Consider the following 17295-nt stretch of genomic DNA (forward strand, 5'->3'; position numbering starts at 1 on the left):
GTAAAAACTCAAATGAATTGAGCTTTACCTAGCAATCAATTGCCCGTATCATGTCCTCTCACATGCGGAATTTTGAGGTGGGGATCTTCCTGCATACAACGAGTGGGATAAATCATACGTGCTTTTTGTTTTTCAATCACCTAAAACTCGTACATTACATATGATGTGGAGGAAAAAGAAAAAGTAGGCACTTTTCTTATAAATGACAGAAAAAGAAGGTGAATTAGGGAATGTTGACTGAGATGCATATTGCTGTCATAGGAGGAGATGCAAGACAGCTAGAAGTAATTCGCAAGCTCGTTGAATTGGATGCGAAACTTTCATTGATAGGGTTTGATCAGTTAGATCATGGCTTCACAGGGGCAGCAAAAGAAAGTATACAAAATTTAGATTTCACTTCTTTAGATGCAATTATTTTGCCAGTTGCAGGTACAAATGCTAAGGGAGAAGTAGATACTATTTTTTCAAACGAAAAAGTTTCTATAACGAAAGAACAAATTGAAAATACACCAGAGCATTTTACTATATATTCAGGTATTGGTACGCCTTACTTGGAAAATCTCGTATCTACTACAAACCGCAAACTTATTAAATTATTTGATCGTGATGATGTGGCAATCTACAATTCTATTCCAACTGTAGAAGGTACATTAATGATGGTAATTCAACATACCGACTATACGATTCATGGTTCTAATGTAATGGTTTTAGGATTTGGTAGAACAGGGATGAGTGTTGCCAGAGCATTTCAATCATTAGGAGCCCATGTCAAGGTTGGAGCAAGACGATCGGAACATATTGCACGTATTACAGAAATGATGTTTTCTCCTTTTCATATGCAGAACATTGAGAAAGAAGTAGGGAATATCGATATTGTCATTAATACAATTCCGCATCTCGTTGTGACGGCAAATGTTATTTCAAAAATGCCGGCTCATACGTTAGTAATTGATTTGGCTTCTAAACCAGGTGGTACCGACTTTAGATATGCGGAAAAAAGAGGAGTCAAAGCGCTGTTAGCACCTGGATTACCAGGTATTGTTGCTCCAAAAACAGCCGGGCAAATTTTAGCGAATGTTCTTTCTCAGTTACTGGCAGAAGACGTAATCGCAAGAAAGGAGAATGGGGAATGAATTTAAAAGGGAAAAGAATAGGGTTTGGTTTTACTGGTTCACATTGTACGTACGAAGAAGTAATGCCTCATTTAGAAAAATTAATCGCTGAGGGAGCAGAAGTACGTCCTGTTGTTTCTTACACTGTTCAATCAACAAATACGAGATTTGGAGAAGGGACAGAGTGGATTAAAAAGATTGAAGAAGTAACAGGTTTTAAAGCGATTAATTCAATCGTTGGCGCAGAACCATTAGGACCTAAAATTCCACTAGATTGTATGGTAATTGCACCGCTAACAGGAAATTCTATGAGTAAATTTGCAAATGCAATGACAGACTCTCCAGTATTAATGGCAGCGAAAGCGACGCTAAGAAATGGCAAGCCTGTCGTATTGGCTGTTTCGACGAATGATGCTTTAGGATTAAATGGGGTAAACCTCATGCGCCTAATGGCCACAAAAAACATCTACTTCGTCCCATTCGGTCAAGATGCACCAGAGAAAAAACCAAACTCAATGGTAGCTCGCATGGAGTTACTGGAAGATACAGTATTAGAAGCGCTACAAGGGAAGCAATTGCAACCGGTTGTCGTAGAAAAATTCAGATATATGAATTAAAAAACGAAAAAAAACGGACAATTTTTGATGAAACCATCATTCTTACTGTAGAATATGATAAAATTAACGTTATTAAGATTAGAAGGGGTATTGTATACTCCTTCTGATTCTAAGTTATAGAAGGATTGGTATCTAGAAAGGGGCATAGTGATGGAAAAGCAAAAAACTTTTCATGTCGCTGTAGTTGGAGCAACCGGCGCAGTTGGTGAACAAATGTTAAATACTTTAGAGAAACGAGAATTTCCAATCGGGAAGTTAACGTTACTTTCATCTAAACGATCTGCAGGTAAGAAACTTGTATTTAAAGGCGAAGAATTTACAGTTCAAGAGGCAACTCCTGAAAGTTTTGAAGGAGTAGATATCGCACTATTTAGTGCAGGTGGATCTGTATCAAAACAATTAGCGCCAGAAGCAGCAAAGCGCGGTGCGATTGTTGTTGATAATACAAGTGCATTCCGTATGACAGAAAACGTGCCACTTGTTGTACCTGAAGTAAATGAAAACGACTTAAAAGAACATAATGGTATTATTGCAAATCCAAACTGTTCTACAATTCAAATGGTAGTAGCTCTTGAGCCAGTTCGTCAGCAATATGGTTTAAAACGAGTAATCGTTTCCACATATCAAGCTGTATCAGGTGCTGGTGCGGCAGCGATTGAAGAACTTCATGAACAATCACAAGCAATCTTAAATGGCGAAGAAGTGAAGGCGAATGTTTTACCTGTATCAGGTGATAAGAAACATTTTCCAATTGCTTTCAACGCGATTCCACAGATTGATAAGTTCCAAGATAATGGATTTACGTTTGAAGAAATGAAAATGATTAATGAAACGAAAAAAATTATGCATATGCCTGAATTAGAAGTAGCGGCAACATGTGTACGTTTACCAGTTGTATCAGGTCACTCTGAGTCTGTTTACATTGAAGTAGAAAAAGAAGGCGTAACAGTAGAAGAATTAAAGAGCTTACTTGCAAATGCGGAAGGTATCGTTCTACAAGATAATCCAGAAGAGCAGCTATATCCAATGCCAGCTACTGCAGTAGGTAAAAACGAAGTATTCGTGGGAAGAATTCGTAAAGATTTAAATAACGATAAAGGATTCCATCTTTGGGTCGTATCTGATAACTTATTAAAAGGCGCAGCATGGAATTCTGTTCAAATTGCAGAGCGCTTAGTAAAATTACAATTAGTGTAAGCGGCTAAGAGAAGGTGCAAAATATGAAAATTATTGTTCAAAAATTTGGTGGTACATCTGTACGTGATGAAAATGGACGTAAGCATGCGCTTCATCATATAAAAAAATCGCTAGATGCGGGTTATAAAGTAGTTACTGTTGTATCTGCTATGGGCCGTAAAGGTGAACCATATGCAACGGATACGTTGTTAAGTCTTGTAAATCAAGAGGAATCTCATATTTCTAATCGTGAGCAAGATTTATTATTATCATGCGGAGAATTAATCTCAGCAATCGTCTTCTCTAATATGTTAAATGAGAACGGTATAAAAGCAGCAGCGTTAAATGGTGCACAAGCTGGTTTTGTAACAAATGATGATTTTACGAATGCTAAGATTATTGAAATGAATTGCGATCGTATACATGAAGAGTTAGAAAATGTAGATGTAATCGTCGTTACAGGATTCCAAGGGCAAACGAAAAAAGGTGATACGACAACACTTGGACGCGGAGGTAGTGATACTTCAGCTTCAGCGTTAGGTGTTGCGCTTCATGCTGAATATATCGATATCTTCACAGATGTAGAAGGTGTGATGACTGCAGATCCTCGTATCGTAAAAGATGCACGTCATCTTCAAACTGTAACGTATAACGAAATTTGTAACATGGCTTACCAAGGTGCAAAAGTCGTTCATCCACGTGCGGTTGAAATTGCGATGCATGCAAAAGTGCCGCTTCGTGTACGTTCTACGTATTCTGATAGTGAGGGTACGCTTATTGCAGCATACGATGGTGCTACGAAAGGGCAGGATGTAGAAGAACGTCCGGTTACAGGTATTGCCCACGTATCAAACGTAACGCAAATTAAAGTGCTTGCAAAAGAAACGGCATACGATATACAGCAACATGTATTTAAAGAAATGGCAAACGAAGGCATTAGTGTTGATTTAATTAACATTTCTCCTACTGGTGTAGCTTACACAGTAAACGATAATGTATCAGCTCGTGCTGTTGAAGTGCTAAAACAACTTGGATATGAGCCAATTGTGACAGAACATTGCGCGAAAGTATCTATCGTTGGAGCTGGAATGGCAGGCATCCCAGGGGTTACTGCGAAAATCGTTACAGCTTTAGCTGAAAAAGGTATTCAAATTCTGCAATCAGCAGATAGTCATACGACAATTTGGGTTCTTGTAAAAGAAACTGATTTAGTGGAGGCTGTAAATGCATTACATAGTGCGTTTGAGCTTTCAAAAGAAAAGCAACTGGAACAATAAGGAGTGAGACCATGATAGATTTTGGGACAATTGCAACCGCGATGGTAACACCGTTTGATATAAACGGTAATATCGATTTTGCAAAGACAACGAAATTGGTAAATTATTTAATTGATAACGGTACAACAGCAATCGTGGTAGGAGGAACGACAGGTGAATCTCCTACATTAACTTCAGAAGAAAAAGTAGCGTTATATCGCCATGTCGTATCTGTTGTCGATAAAAGGGTGCCCGTAATCGCTGGAACAGGTAGTAATAATACGCATGCTTCTATTGACTTAACTAAAAAGGCAACAGAGGTTGGTGTTGATGCAGTAATGCTAGTAGCACCGTATTATAACAAACCGAGTCAAGAAGGAATGTATCAGCACTTTAAAGCAATTGCTGAAAGCACGCCGCTTCCGGTTATGCTATATAATGTTCCAGGACGATCTATTGTACAAATCTCCGTTGATACAGTTGTTCGTTTATCAGAAATAGAAAACATTGTTGCGATTAAAGATGCAGGCGGCGATGTGTTAACAATGACAGAAATCATTGAAAAAACAGCGGACGACTTTGCAGTATACAGCGGTGATGACGGTTTAACGCTACCAGCTATGGCAGTTGGAGCGAAAGGTATCGTTTCTGTAGCATCTCATGTTATTGGAAATGAAATGCAAGAAATGATTGCAGCATTCCAAGCAGGAGAATTTAAGAAGGCGCAAAAATTACATCAATTACTTGTAAGAGTAACGGATTCATTATTTATGGCGCCAAGCCCAACTCCAGTAAAAACAGCGTTACAAATGGTTGGATTAGATGTAGGTTCTGTACGTTTACCACTTCTTCCATTAACAGAAGAAGAAAGAGTAACGTTACAATCTGTTATGCAATCTATCCCTCGTTAATAAAAATGACCTAGTGTAGAACTAGGTCATTTTTTATTTGTATGAAAATTTTTTCCTCTCTTTTCTTATCTTACCTATATGTGTTTTTATAAGATCATTAACCAGTTCTTCATTATATATTGCAACATGTAAAAGAAAATAATTGTAATCCTTTAAAGGAATTAAAAAGTCATAGTTATTATAGAATGAACACTTATATAAACGTAATAAAATACCAACTCTATTTTTCGGAGTAATTGCTTCAAATATGACGTAATTCATAAAAAAACTTCATTTTATAAGTATTTTTGTTCAATTCTAGAAAAATAAGTCTTGAAAATCCGTATTATGAAATTAATTTAGAGTATTTATAGCTATTTCTTCAAAAAAATATGGAGTACAAAGTCGGAGTAAATATAAAGGACATGTGTTCGATATGTTTGTTGGAAATCCGTTCTTTTCCTTTTTCTTTCGCACGATTTAACTTGTGTTCTATTTCTTGTATCAGGTATAATATGGCTAAGTAGCTTAGTACGGGTATGCTTAGCAAAATTGGTAAAAATTATAATTTGATTACATTTTCATATCATATCGAATAAGATATTTGATTTATATAATGAAAGAGAGGTGAAACCTGGTTTAAAAAATAAACAAGGACATGATATCGCATAACGGTAAGGACATTCGTCTTGGACGGTGAATATATGGTGGTTGTAGAGTTTCCCCTGGTGTCTCTGCGATTTTAGTGAAATCAGTGTTTGAAAGATTTTTAAACCAGGCAACAACATGAAGAGAAAAGAGAATGAGTCTGTTAAAGTATTTGCTCTTGGTGGAGTAGGTGAAATCGGGAAAAACATGTACTGTGTTGAAATTGATTCTGAAATCTTTATTGTAGATGCAGGGTTAATGTTCCCGGGAGATGAAATGTTTGGAATTGATATCGTTATTCCTGATATTACATATTTAGTGGAAAACCAAGAGCGAGTAAAAGGTTTATTTATTACTCACGGTCATGAAGATCATATTGGTGGTATTGTTTACGTACTTCGTAAATTATCTATTCCAGTGTATGCAACGAAATTAACAGTAGGACTTATACAAGAAAAACTTGGCGAAGCAGGTATGTTAGGCCGTGTAGACTTAAAAACAATCGATTCAAATTCAACAGTAGAGTTTAATACTACAACGGTGTCATTCTTTGGAACGACACATAGTATTCCAGATTCTGTTGGTGTTTGTTTCCATACATCAAAAGGTGCGATCGTATATACGGGAGACTTTAAATTCGATCAAACTCCAATTGGAAATAGTGGAGCAGATCTTGGGAAAATGGCTCAAATCGGAAATGAAGGTGTACTATGCCTATTATCTGATAGTACAAATGCTGAGCGTCCAGGCTATACAGGTTCTGAAAAAGAAGTTGGTGTAGAAATTTCTAAAGTATTCTACGGCGCAGAAGGACGTATTATCGTTGCTTCATTTGCATCGAATGTACATCGTATTCAACAAGTATTTGATGCAGCTGCTGAAACAGGACGAAAAGTCGCGGTTGTAGGACGTAGTATGGTGAAAGTAGTAGATATCGCAAGACGCCTTGGTTATTTAGATGTTCCAGAAGGTATGGTTATTTCACTACAAGAAGTAGACAATTTCCCAGAGAAAAAGGTAGCTATTTTAACGACAGGTAGCCAAGGCGAACCGATGGCAGCCCTTTCTAGAATGGCGAAGCAAGCTCATAAACAAATTTCAATTCGTAAAGGTGATACGGTTATTATTGCGGCTTCTCCAATTCCGGGTAATGAAATATCTGTATCGAAAATTATTGACTTGTTATTTAGAGCTGGAGCTGAAGTTGTTTATTATGGTGAAAGAAAAGTTCACGTTTCAGGTCATGGTAGCCAAGAAGAATTAAAACTAATGTTAAACTTAATGAAACCGAAATATTTTGTACCCGTACATGGTGAGTTTCGTATGCAAAAAGCACATGCATACTTAGCTGAAGATGTAGGTATTGCAAGAGAAAATATCTTTATCGTAGAAAAAGGCGATGTAATTGGTTTTGGTGACGATGAAGCAAATTTAGTTGGTAAAGTGCAAGCGGGCAATGTATTAATTGATGGATTAGGTGTAGGTGACGTTGGTAATATCGTTCTTCGAGATAGAAAAATGTTATCTCAAGATGGAATATTAGTAGTTGTTGTAACACTTGGTAAAGATGAAAAGAAAATTATCTCTGGTCCAGAAATCATTTCGCGTGGATTTGTATATGTTCGTGAATCAGAAGCGTTAATTGACCGTTCTACAGAGATTGTACGTATGATTGTTGAGCAATCAATTAAAGAATATTCAATTGAATGGTCTATGTTAAAACAAAATATTCGTGAATTATTGGGACAGTTCTTGTACGAAGAGACAAAGAGAAAACCTATGATTTTACCGATTATTATGGAAGTATAAAAAAGATCACCTTTACGGGTGATCTTTTTTCTTTTTAAACTCTATCGAATGAAATTTATAACTTAAGAAATAATAGTGATATACGAGTGAAAGGGGATGCGATATGACAGAACGTGATCGTTATACAAATGAAGAGAAAGAGGCTGAACCGAAAGAAACTGGAAAAGAAGCTTCAATAGTGGAAAAAATTCAACAGCTTGGACAAACGAATGTACCACAAATGAATGAATCACGTATTCATTGTTTAACAATTGTTGGACAGGTGGAAGGTCATGTTCAGTTGCCACCGCAAAATAAAACAACGAAATATGAGCATATTATTCCTCAAATTGTTGCGATTGAACAAAATCCGAAAATTGAAGGCTTGCTTTTAGTGTTAAATACAGTTGGAGGTGACGTTGAAGCTGGGCTAGCAATTTCTGAGATGGTCGCTTCACTTTCAAAACCGACAGTATCTTTAGTTTTAGGTGGAGGGCATTCTATCGGTGTACCGATTGCCGTTTCTACAGACTATTCATTTATTGCGGAAACTGCGACGATGACAATTCATCCGATTCGTCTAACAGGTCTTGTTATAGGTGTGCCGCAAACATTTGAGTATTTAGATAAAATGCAAGAAAGAGTCATTCGATTTGTGACGAAGCATTCAAAAGTAACGGAAGATCGTTTTAAAGAGCTTATGTTTGCGAAAGGGAATTTAACGCGAGATATTGGTACGAATGTAATTGGTGGAGATGCAGTGAAGTATGGTCTTATAGATGATGTCGGTGGTATCGGAAATGCGATTCGAAAATTAAACGAATTAATAGATAATCGCGCGGATGATCATGCAGAAGGGACAATGTTACAATGATTTTATATACAATTATGCCAGAGCAACTCGTGTATCCAGCCGATTATTCGCAATGTGAAAGTCAAAAAGTCGTAAATATAAATGGTGTTGAATTAATGGTTTCAGAAGAAGAACATGGGAGTTATTCTATTGTACGTGTGTTAAGTACCGATCCGTTTCACTACTTAGAATTTGAGCCGGGACAGAAAATAACCTTTTAGCAAAAAGAAGGATTTTGTTTAGAAGCTATGGTATAATATAAAAAACAAGACGGTTGAGCAGCCATGAGAGGGCTGCTTTCTTCTGTTTATTTAACATTTTACAGGAAGTGTAAAAATAGAAGATATAAAGACCTGAAAAAATAGAGAAAACAAACATATAAGCAGAGTTTTTTAGGAAGTTTTACTTATATGTAGAACACGAGGTGAAGAAATGGCAAAACAAAAGCAAAGAGGGACGAAGGCAAAGGCAAGACGTACGATAAAGCCAACTTTGTATTATGAAATCGTCGGTTTAACTCTTTTTGCACTTTCAATCATTACGATTTTACAGCTAGGCGTTGTAGGGAAATCGTTTGTGTTATTTTTTCGCTTCTTCTTTGGTGAGTGGTACATAATTGGTGTGTTAGGTGTAATAGCTTTATCAGTTTCATTCGTTATAAAACGTGGATGGCCGAACCTTTTAAATAAACGGTTAATCGGTTTTTATTTAATAGTATTGGCGATATTAATGTTTAGTCATATTACATTATTTAACCTTCTTACGAAAGATGGAGCAGTGCAAAATACTTCTGTTATTGTGAGTACGAAAGATAATTTCTTTCTTGAAATGAAAAAAGGCCCAGATAGCGTTCATTTAGGTGGTGGCATGTTTGGTGCGCTTATGTTTGCGACATGTTACTTCTTATTTGACGAAGTAGGAGCTTATATTATTGGTATTATTTTAGTTATTCTCGGTATACTTTGTATAACAAATAAGCATATTGGAGAAGTGTTAGCTCCAGTGGGTAGAATTCTTAGAAGTCAATTTCAAGTGATGCAAGGGGACTATAAAGATTGGAGAGCAAAAAGAACCGCTGAACAAACAGAAAAGAAAAAGACAACAAGAAGCACAAGGAGCAAACGTGCTACAGAACAGGAAGAAATTGTTGAACCGATGGAAGAAATTTCAATTGACCCTCCGATTATTTCAAATTTCACTGAGAATTATCCAGTAAATGAAGAAGAAGATAAACGAATTGAAGTAGAGCAAGAAGAGCTAATCACTTCACCGTTTATTGAAGAGGCTCCACCAGTTGAAGAGCCGAAGAAAAAGCGTGGAGAAAAAATCGTTGAATCGCTAGAGGGTGAAACACAAGCACCTCCTATGCAATTTTCAAATGTAGAAAATAAAGATTATAAGCTTCCTGCACTTGATATATTGAAGTTTCCAAAGAATAAGCAAGTTACAAATGAAAATGCGGAAATTTATGAGAATGCTCGTAAATTAGAACGTACTTTCCAAAGCTTTGGAGTGAAAGCGAAAGTAACAAAAGTACATAGAGGTCCTGCAGTTACAAAATATGAAGTGTATCCTGATATGGGAGTAAAGGTAAGCAAAATCGTCGGTTTAAGTGATGATTTAGCGCTTGCTTTAGCTGCGAAAGATATTCGTATTGAAGCACCTATTCCCGGGAAATCAGCTGTAGGAATTGAAGTTCCGAACTCAGAAGTTTCTATGGTAACGCTTAGAGAAGTTCTTGATTCTAAAGCTAACAATCATCCAGAAGAGAAGTTGCTGATTGGTCTTGGACGAGATATTACAGGTGAAGCTGTATTAGCCCGCTTAAATAAAATGCCCCATTTACTGGTGGCCGGTGCGACAGGTAGCGGGAAAAGTGTATGTATTAACGGTATTATTGTTAGTATTTTAATGCGTGCAAAGCCGCATGAAGTAAAATTAATGATGATTGATCCGAAAATGGTAGAGTTAAATGTATATAACGGTGTGCCTCATTTGTTAACACCAGTTGTAACTGATCCGAAAAAAGCATCACAAGCGTTGAAAAAAGTTGTAAGTGAAATGGAGCGTCGTTATGAGTTATTTGCTCATAGTGGCACGCGAAATATTGAAGGATATAATGATTATATAAAAGAGCATAATAATCAATCGGAAGCGAAACAACCGGAATTACCTTATATTGTCGTAATTGTGGACGAGTTAGCAGATTTAATGATGGTTGCTTCGTCGGATGTAGAGGATGCGATTATGCGTCTAGCGCAAATGGCTCGTGCTGCCGGTATTCATTTAATTATTGCAACGCAACGTCCATCAGTTGATGTAATTACGGGAGTTATTAAAGCGAATATTCCGTCACGTATTGCATTCGCTGTATCATCTCAAACAGATTCTCGTACAATTCTTGACGGCGGTGGTGCAGAGAAACTGCTAGGTCGTGGGGATATGCTATTTATACCAATTGGTGCATCGAAGCCTGTACGTGTACAAGGTGCGTTTTTATCAGATGATGAAGTTGAGAGAGTTGTAGAATATGTTATTGGTCAGCAAAAAGCGCAATATCAAGAAGATATGATCCCGCAAGATGTTCCTGATACGAAGCAGGAAGTAGAAGATGAATTATATGATGAAGCAGTTCAGCTCGTAGTGGAAATGCAAACAGCCTCTGTTTCTATGTTGCAACGTAGGTTTAGAGTTGGTTATACCCGTGCTGCCCGATTAATTGATGCAATGGAAATGAATGGTGTAGTAGGACCGTATGAAGGTAGTAAACCACGAGAGGTGCTCATTAATGATGTACAAGAAAAAAGTTCATAAAAAAAGCCTAATTGTTTTTACAATTAGGCTTTTTTATATGCTGGTTTTGTTATATACTATATTCAGCGTTAAAGAAAGGGCTTACATTTAAGGTGGTTCTTTAGAATACGAATACTTTTGTGTGGTTTTTTGTGAACGTTCGATATTTAATGTAGAAAAATGTTAAATTTTGTTGACACGTATGGGAGCAAGTGGTAAGATTACTTCGAAAAGAATCACTGCCTCATATAATCTTGGAGATAAGGTCCATAAGTTTCTACCTGGCAACCATGAATTGCTAGACTATGAGGGGAAAAGTGTGTAACAAAGGATGTAAGAGATCTTTGTGCCGAACTTTTTCTCGCTATGAGGAATGTTTATGGTGCAAAGTTTTTTTTATGCAGTAAAGAGTGAAAATTTTATTTTAAAAAATTATTAATATTTATTCGACAATTATGTTTATTTTTAGTGTGTAGCAATTTTTATTATGTTGTAAGTTGAAAAAAGAGAAAAGAAGTCTTACATCAGAGGTCGAATAATTGAAATGCGGGGGAGTCTTATGTCAGTAAAATCCGATAGTCGTCACCTATATTTACGGGTGATTGATCACATCAAAGAAAAGATTAAAGATGGGGCTTACAAAGAAAGGCAAAAGTTGCCATCAGAGTTTGATTTAGCGAAAGAACTTGGCGTAAGTAGAGCGACTTTAAGGGAAGCGCTGCGTATTTTAGAAGAAGAAAATGTTGTCATTCGTAGACATGGTGTAGGAACATTTGTAAATGCAAAACCGCTATTTTCTTCTGGGATTGAACAACTTTCTAGTATTACAGATATGATTTCTAGTGTGGGGAAAACACCAGGAACTATCTTTTTATCATCATCTACAACAAGTTTAACAGAAGAAGAAAAAGAGAAGTTTAATAGTGAAGATGGTTTTAATGCAGTGATGATTGAGCGTGTGCGTACAGCAGATGGGGAACCTGTTGTATATTGTATCGATAAACTTGCAAAAGAAATCTTGCCAGATTTATCGGGATACAACGAAGAATCATTGCTTACAGTGATACATAACAATACGCACAAACGTATCACATACGCAGTTGCTCATATTGAGCCAATTGGCTATCATCCGAAAATCTCACCGATTTTAGAATGTGAACCGGAAACGGCACTGCTAGTATTAAAACAAATGCACTATGATCAAAATGATGAGCCAATCTTATATTCTATCAATTACTTTAGAGCTGATAAGTTTAGCTTCCACGTACTAAGAAAACGTATGTAGGTAAGTTCCTTTTTAGGGAGGTGACAGCAAGAAGTTAGGGACAGCAGCGTATAAAAAATAGACAAATCATTTCAGGAGGGGTTTCTAGTATGAAGAAAAAAACAGGTCTTTTATTATCATTAACATTAGCAGCAAGCGCGGTGTTAGGTGCATGTGGTAACTCGGATAAGGCGAGCAGCGACAAAAAAGAGTTTAAAGTTGGTATGGTTACAGATGTTGGTGGCGTTGATGACAAATCATTTAACCAATCAGCTTGGGAAGGTTTAACGAAATTCGGTAAAGACAATAATTTAAAGAAAAATGAAGGATATCGTTATCTTCAATCAAGTAAAGATGCTGATTATATCCCGAACTTAACGAAGTTTGCGAAAGATCATTATAACACAACATTTGGTATTGGTTACTTAATGGAAAAATCAATAGAAAAAGTGGCTGAGCAGTATCCAAAAGAGCAATTTGCGATTGTAGATACAGTTGTAGAAAAGCCAAACGTAACAAGTATTACATTTAAAGACCACGAAGGTTCATTCCTAGTTGGTGCTGTAGCAGCAATGACGACAAAATCAAATAAAGTTGGTTTTGTTGGTGGCGTGAAGAGTCCATTAATTACAAAATTTGAATCAGGTTTCAAAGCTGGTGCAAAAGCAGTAAACCCAAATATTGAAATCGTATCACAATATGCTGATGCATTTGATAAGCCGGAAAAAGGATCAGTATTAGCTTCAGCAATGTACGGTGGAGGCGTTGACGTAATTTATCATGCATCTGGTGCAACTGGTAACGGTGTATTCACAGAAGCGAAAAACCGTAAGAAAAAAGGTGAAAATGTTTGGGTAATCGGTGTTGACCGTGACCAAAATCAAGAAGGTATGCCTGAAAACGTAACTTTAACTTCTATGGTAAAACGTGTTGATGTTGCAGTAGCAAAAGTAGCACAAGAAGCGAAAGATGGTAAATTAAAAGGCGGTAAAGTAGAAGAATTCGGTTTAAAAGATGATGGTGTTGGTATCGCGAAAACTACTGACAATGTGAAAAAAGTAAATCCAGAAATTTTAACAAAAGTAGAAGAGTTCGAAAAGAAAATCACTGACGGTGAAATTAAAGTACCTGCAACTGACGAAGAATATAAAGCATATGAAGCTTCTCTAAAGAAATAATAATAGAGAAATAGCAAAGGTTAGTTCATAGAACTAACCTTTGCATATATAAAAATATCTTTAATAGAGTGTAATTGGGGAGTGTTCCCTGCTAAAAGGAGGAACAAAATGGAATACGTAATTGAGATGAACAATATTACAAAAGTATTCCCAGGCATTGTAGCGAATGACGATATTACGCTGCAAGTAAAACAGGGAGAGATACATGCTTTACTTGGAGAAAATGGTGCAGGGAAATCAACGCTGATGAATGTGTTGTTCGGTTTGTATCAACCAGAACAGGGAGAGATTAAAATTAAAGGAAATCCTGTTAAAATTACAAATCCGAATATAGCAAATGACCTTGGTATTGGGATGGTCCATCAGCATTTTATGCTTGTTCATAATTTTACAGTTACAGAGAATATTATTCTGGGAAATGAACCGAAGAAAAACGGGAAAATTGCTGTTGAAGAGGCTGCAAAAGAAATTAAGCAATTATCTGAACAGTACGGTTTAGCTGTTGATCCACATGCGAAAATTGAAGATATTTCTGTTGGGATGCAGCAAAGGGTTGAAATATTAAAGACTCTTTATCGTGGTGCGGAGATTTTAATATTTGATGAACCAACTGCGGTGTTAACTCCTCAAGAAATTCATGAGTTGATTCAAATTATGAAAAAGCTTGTGCAAGAGGGGAAATCTATCATTCTTATTACACATAAGTTAAAAGAAATTATGGAAGTTTGCGATCGTTGTACAATTATTCGTAAAGGTAAGGGGATTGGTACTGTTAATGTAGCGGAAACCGATGAGCATAAACTTGCAGAGTTAATGGTCGGACGTCAAGTGAATTTTAAAACAGAAAAAATAGAAGCTAAACCAAAGGAAGAAGTACTATCTATTGCAAACCTAATTGTTCATGATACGCGCAAGTTACCTGCTGTAAAAGGCCTTGACTTAACTGTTCGTGCAGGAGAAATCGTTGGGATTGCAGGGATTGATGGAAATGGTCAAAGTGAATTAATAGAGGCGATTACTGGTTTACGAAAAGTTGAGTCAGGTTCTATTGCAATTAAAGGAAAAGAAATAACAAATTGGCCTGTTCGAAGAATAACAGAAGAGGGGATTGGTCATATTCCTGAAGACCGTCATAAACACGGACTTGTTCTCGATTTTTCTGTTCGGGACAATATTGTTTTACAAACATACTATAAAAATCCATTTTCAAAGAAAGGGATTTTAAATTTTAGTAAAATCACACAAAAAGCAAAAGCGCTTATTGAACAGTTTGATGTACGTACACCTAGTGAACAAACGTTAGCTCGCGCTCTATCTGGTGGAAACCAACAAAAGGCAATTATTGCACGTGAAGTAGATCGTAATCCAGATTTATTAATTGCAGCGCAGCCAACCCGTGGTTTAGATGTAGGTGCCATTGAATTTATTCATAAAAAATTGATTGAGCAGAGAGATAATGGTAAGGCAGTATTGCTTTTATCTTTAGAGCTAGATGAAATTTTAAATGTAAGTGATCGAGTTGCTGTTATATATGAAGGGAAAATTGTAGCAATTGTGGATGCAAAAGAGACAAACGAACAACAGCTTGGATTATTAATGGCCGGCGGGACAGGGAAAGAGAAGGTGAACACAAATGGCTAAAAAGTTTTTAACAGAGCGAACAATTAATATTTTAGTACCTGTGTTATCCGTAGTTTTCGGTTTACTTGTTGGTGCCATTGTAATGTTAGTTAGTGGATATGATCCGATTGTTGGATATGCTGCGCTTTGGGAAGGAATGGTTGGAAATCCACAAGCTATCGGTGAGACGTTGCGTACGATGATTCCGCTTGTATTAGCTGGTCTCTCAGTAGCATTTGCATTCCGTACAGGTCTTTTCAATATTGGGGTGGAAGGACAGTTATTAGTTGGGTGGCTCGCTGCTGTTTGGTTTGGATATGCAGTGTCGTTACCAGCAATTTTGCATATTCCGCTATCTATTTTAGTGGCGGCAATTGCTGGCGGTTTATGGGGGTTTATACCCGGATATTTAAAAGGAAAGCTTAAAGTAAATGAAGTAATTGTTACAATTATGATGAACTACATTGCACTTTATGTTACGTATGACCTTATTAAACGTTTTATTCATGAAGGTAATGAGAAGTCTTATGATGTACAAGCAAGTGCTTCGTTAGCTTCTGAGTGGTTATCTTCATTGACAGATGGATCGCGTTTGCACTGGGGGATTGTTGTAGCTATTATCGTTGCAATTGTAATGTGGTTCTTATTAGATAGAACAACGTTAGGGTATGAATTAAAGTCGGTTGGTTTTAACCAAAATGCCTCTCAATATGCAGGGATGAAAGTATCGCGTAATGTTGTATTATCAATGACAATTGCTGGTGCTTTTGCTGGAATTGGTGGAGCTATGGAAGGATTAGGGACATTCCAAAGTATGACGGCGATGTCGTCGTTTACTGGTATCGGATTTGATGGGATTGCGGTAGCGCTTCTAGGAGGAAATAATCCATTTGGTATATTATTAGCAGCTTTACTGTTCGGTGGTTTGAAAAGTGCAGCTCCACAAATGAATTTTGAAGCAGATGTACCTTCTGAGTTAATTAACGTTATTATTGCATGTATTATTTTCTTTGTTGCGTGCAGTTATGTTTTACGCTGGGCACTTACACGCATGAGCAAGGAGGGAAAATAAATGAACTTTTTAGATATTTTAGCCATTCTTGTGACGGGTACGTTATATACGGCAGCGCCACTTATTTTTACGGCGTTAGGTGGAGTGTTCAGTGAACGTTCTGGAGTTGTAAATATAGCGTTAGAAGGTTTAATGTTATTTGGTGCATTTATTGGTATTGTTACAACGTTATTAATGGGTGATACGTGGGGATCGATGACTCCTTGGATTGCGCTATTATTTGCAGCGATTGGTAGTGGCTTATTTGCACTTCTTCACGCAGTAGCATCTATTACATTCCGCGCAGATCAAGTAGTGAGCGGGGTAGCGATTAACTTCTTAGCTCTTGGTTTAACAGTATTTGCGATTAAGAAAATCTTTGGCAAAGGACAAACTGATTTCATTCAATACCGTATTGAAAAAATCGATGTTCCGGGTCTTTCGGATATTCCAGTAATCGGAAAAATCTTTTTCTCAAATGTACCGTTAACATCGTATATTGCTATTATTTTAGCGTTTGTCGTTTGGTATGTCATTTATAAAACGCCGTTTGGCCTTCGTCTTCGTGCGGTTGGAGAACATCCAATGGCAGCAGATACGATGGGGATCAATGTATATAAAATGCGTTATATTGCAGTTGCTATATCTGGAATGTTTGCCGGAGTTGGTGGAGCAGTCTTCGCTATGTCGATTTCTGGTAATTTCTCGGGTGCTACAATTACGGGACAAGGTTTCTTAGCACTAGCAGCTATGATTTTTGGTAAATGGAATCCACTTGGTGCTCTTGGAGCCGCTCTGTTCTTCGGGTTTGCTCAATCACTAGGAATAACAGGTGGTACAATCCCTGTACTAAAAGAAATTCCAAGTGTATTCTTAACAATATTACCATATGTATTCACAATATTAGCACTTGTTGGTTTTGTAGGTCGTTCTGAAGCTCCGAAAGCATTAGGAACTCCTTATGAAAAAGGAAAACGATAAGTATAAAAAAGCTCGCACATTAGTGCGGGCTTTTTTACATAGACTATATTTAATACGGAATTTTACTA

General features: G+C 36.9%; 14 protein-coding genes and 1 riboswitch. All 14 genes read left to right on the plus strand.

From position 1 onward, the window contains the following. Window positions 1–230: 230 nt before the first annotated feature. A complete protein-coding gene (gene dpaA, locus AC0L0O_RS05565; RefSeq protein ID WP_000954726.1) occupies window positions 231–1133 on the plus strand; it encodes a dipicolinic acid synthetase subunit A in 903 nt (300 codons plus the stop codon). Further along, on the plus strand, window positions 1130–1729 hold the full coding sequence (dpaB, locus tag AC0L0O_RS05570; protein ID WP_001049484.1) for a dipicolinate synthase subunit B: 600 nt from the start codon (window positions 1130–1132) through the stop codon (window positions 1727–1729). The genes dpaA and dpaB overlap by 4 nt, the downstream gene beginning before the upstream one ends. Before the next feature lie 150 nt (window positions 1730–1879). Continuing rightward, window positions 1880–2926 carry an aspartate-semialdehyde dehydrogenase gene (gene asd, locus AC0L0O_RS05575; RefSeq protein ID WP_000414849.1) on the plus strand — a complete coding sequence of 349 codons (1047 nt, stop codon included), beginning with the start codon at window positions 1880–1882 and terminating at the stop codon, window positions 2924–2926. Between the two features lie 23 nt (window positions 2927–2949). Then, window positions 2950–4182, plus strand: a complete 1233-nt coding sequence (gene dapG, locus AC0L0O_RS05580) for an aspartate kinase (RefSeq protein WP_000692470.1) — start codon at window positions 2950–2952, stop codon at window positions 4180–4182. 11 nt (window positions 4183–4193) lie between these two features. Further along, complete coding sequence (dapA, locus tag AC0L0O_RS05585; RefSeq protein WP_000564761.1) at window positions 4194–5072, plus strand: 4-hydroxy-tetrahydrodipicolinate synthase; 879 nt, start codon at window positions 4194–4196, stop codon at window positions 5070–5072. 765 nt (window positions 5073–5837) lie between these two features. After that, a complete protein-coding gene (locus tag AC0L0O_RS05590) occupies window positions 5838–7508 on the plus strand; it encodes a ribonuclease J (RefSeq protein ID WP_000823085.1) in 1671 nt (556 codons plus the stop codon). Window positions 7509–7611: 103 nt separating this feature from the next. After that, a complete protein-coding gene (gene tepA / locus AC0L0O_RS05595) occupies window positions 7612–8361 on the plus strand; it encodes a translocation-enhancing protein TepA (RefSeq protein ID WP_000139815.1) in 750 nt (249 codons plus the stop codon). Next, complete coding sequence (locus AC0L0O_RS05600; protein ID WP_000605024.1) at window positions 8358–8561, plus strand: YlzJ-like family protein; 204 nt, start codon at window positions 8358–8360, stop codon at window positions 8559–8561. The genes tepA and AC0L0O_RS05600 overlap by 4 nt, the downstream gene beginning before the upstream one ends. 211 nt (window positions 8562–8772) lie before the next feature. Continuing rightward, complete coding sequence (locus AC0L0O_RS05605; protein ID WP_001118787.1) at window positions 8773–11154, plus strand: DNA translocase FtsK; 2382 nt, start codon at window positions 8773–8775, stop codon at window positions 11152–11154. A 203-nt stretch (window positions 11155–11357) separates the two neighbouring features. Next, window positions 11358–11459, plus strand: a riboswitch (purine riboswitch). 233 nt (window positions 11460–11692) lie between these two features. Beyond that, window positions 11693–12418 (plus strand): GntR family transcriptional regulator, encoded by a 726-nt coding sequence (locus AC0L0O_RS05610; RefSeq protein WP_000114176.1) that lies wholly within the window; start codon window positions 11693–11695, stop codon window positions 12416–12418. An 89-nt stretch (window positions 12419–12507) separates the two neighbouring features. Then, window positions 12508–13575 carry a BMP family lipoprotein gene (locus tag AC0L0O_RS05615; RefSeq protein WP_000730595.1) on the plus strand — a complete coding sequence of 356 codons (1068 nt, stop codon included), beginning with the start codon at window positions 12508–12510 and terminating at the stop codon, window positions 13573–13575. 108 nt (window positions 13576–13683) lie between these two features. Further along, window positions 13684–15216, plus strand: a complete 1533-nt coding sequence (locus tag AC0L0O_RS05620) for an ABC transporter ATP-binding protein (protein WP_000456939.1) — start codon at window positions 13684–13686, stop codon at window positions 15214–15216. Continuing rightward, window positions 15209–16267: an ABC transporter permease gene (locus AC0L0O_RS05625; protein ID WP_001074497.1), complete on the plus strand. Its 1059-nt coding sequence runs from the start codon at window positions 15209–15211 to the stop codon at window positions 16265–16267. The genes AC0L0O_RS05620 and AC0L0O_RS05625 overlap by 8 nt, the downstream gene beginning before the upstream one ends. Beyond that, entirely contained in the window at window positions 16268–17227 is a 960-nt protein-coding gene (locus tag AC0L0O_RS05630; protein ID WP_473785653.1) for an ABC transporter permease, read from the plus strand. The last annotated feature ends 68 nt before the right edge of the window (window positions 17228–17295 follow it).

This window comes from Bacillus sp. GS3m_15504 (assembly GCF_055825275.1).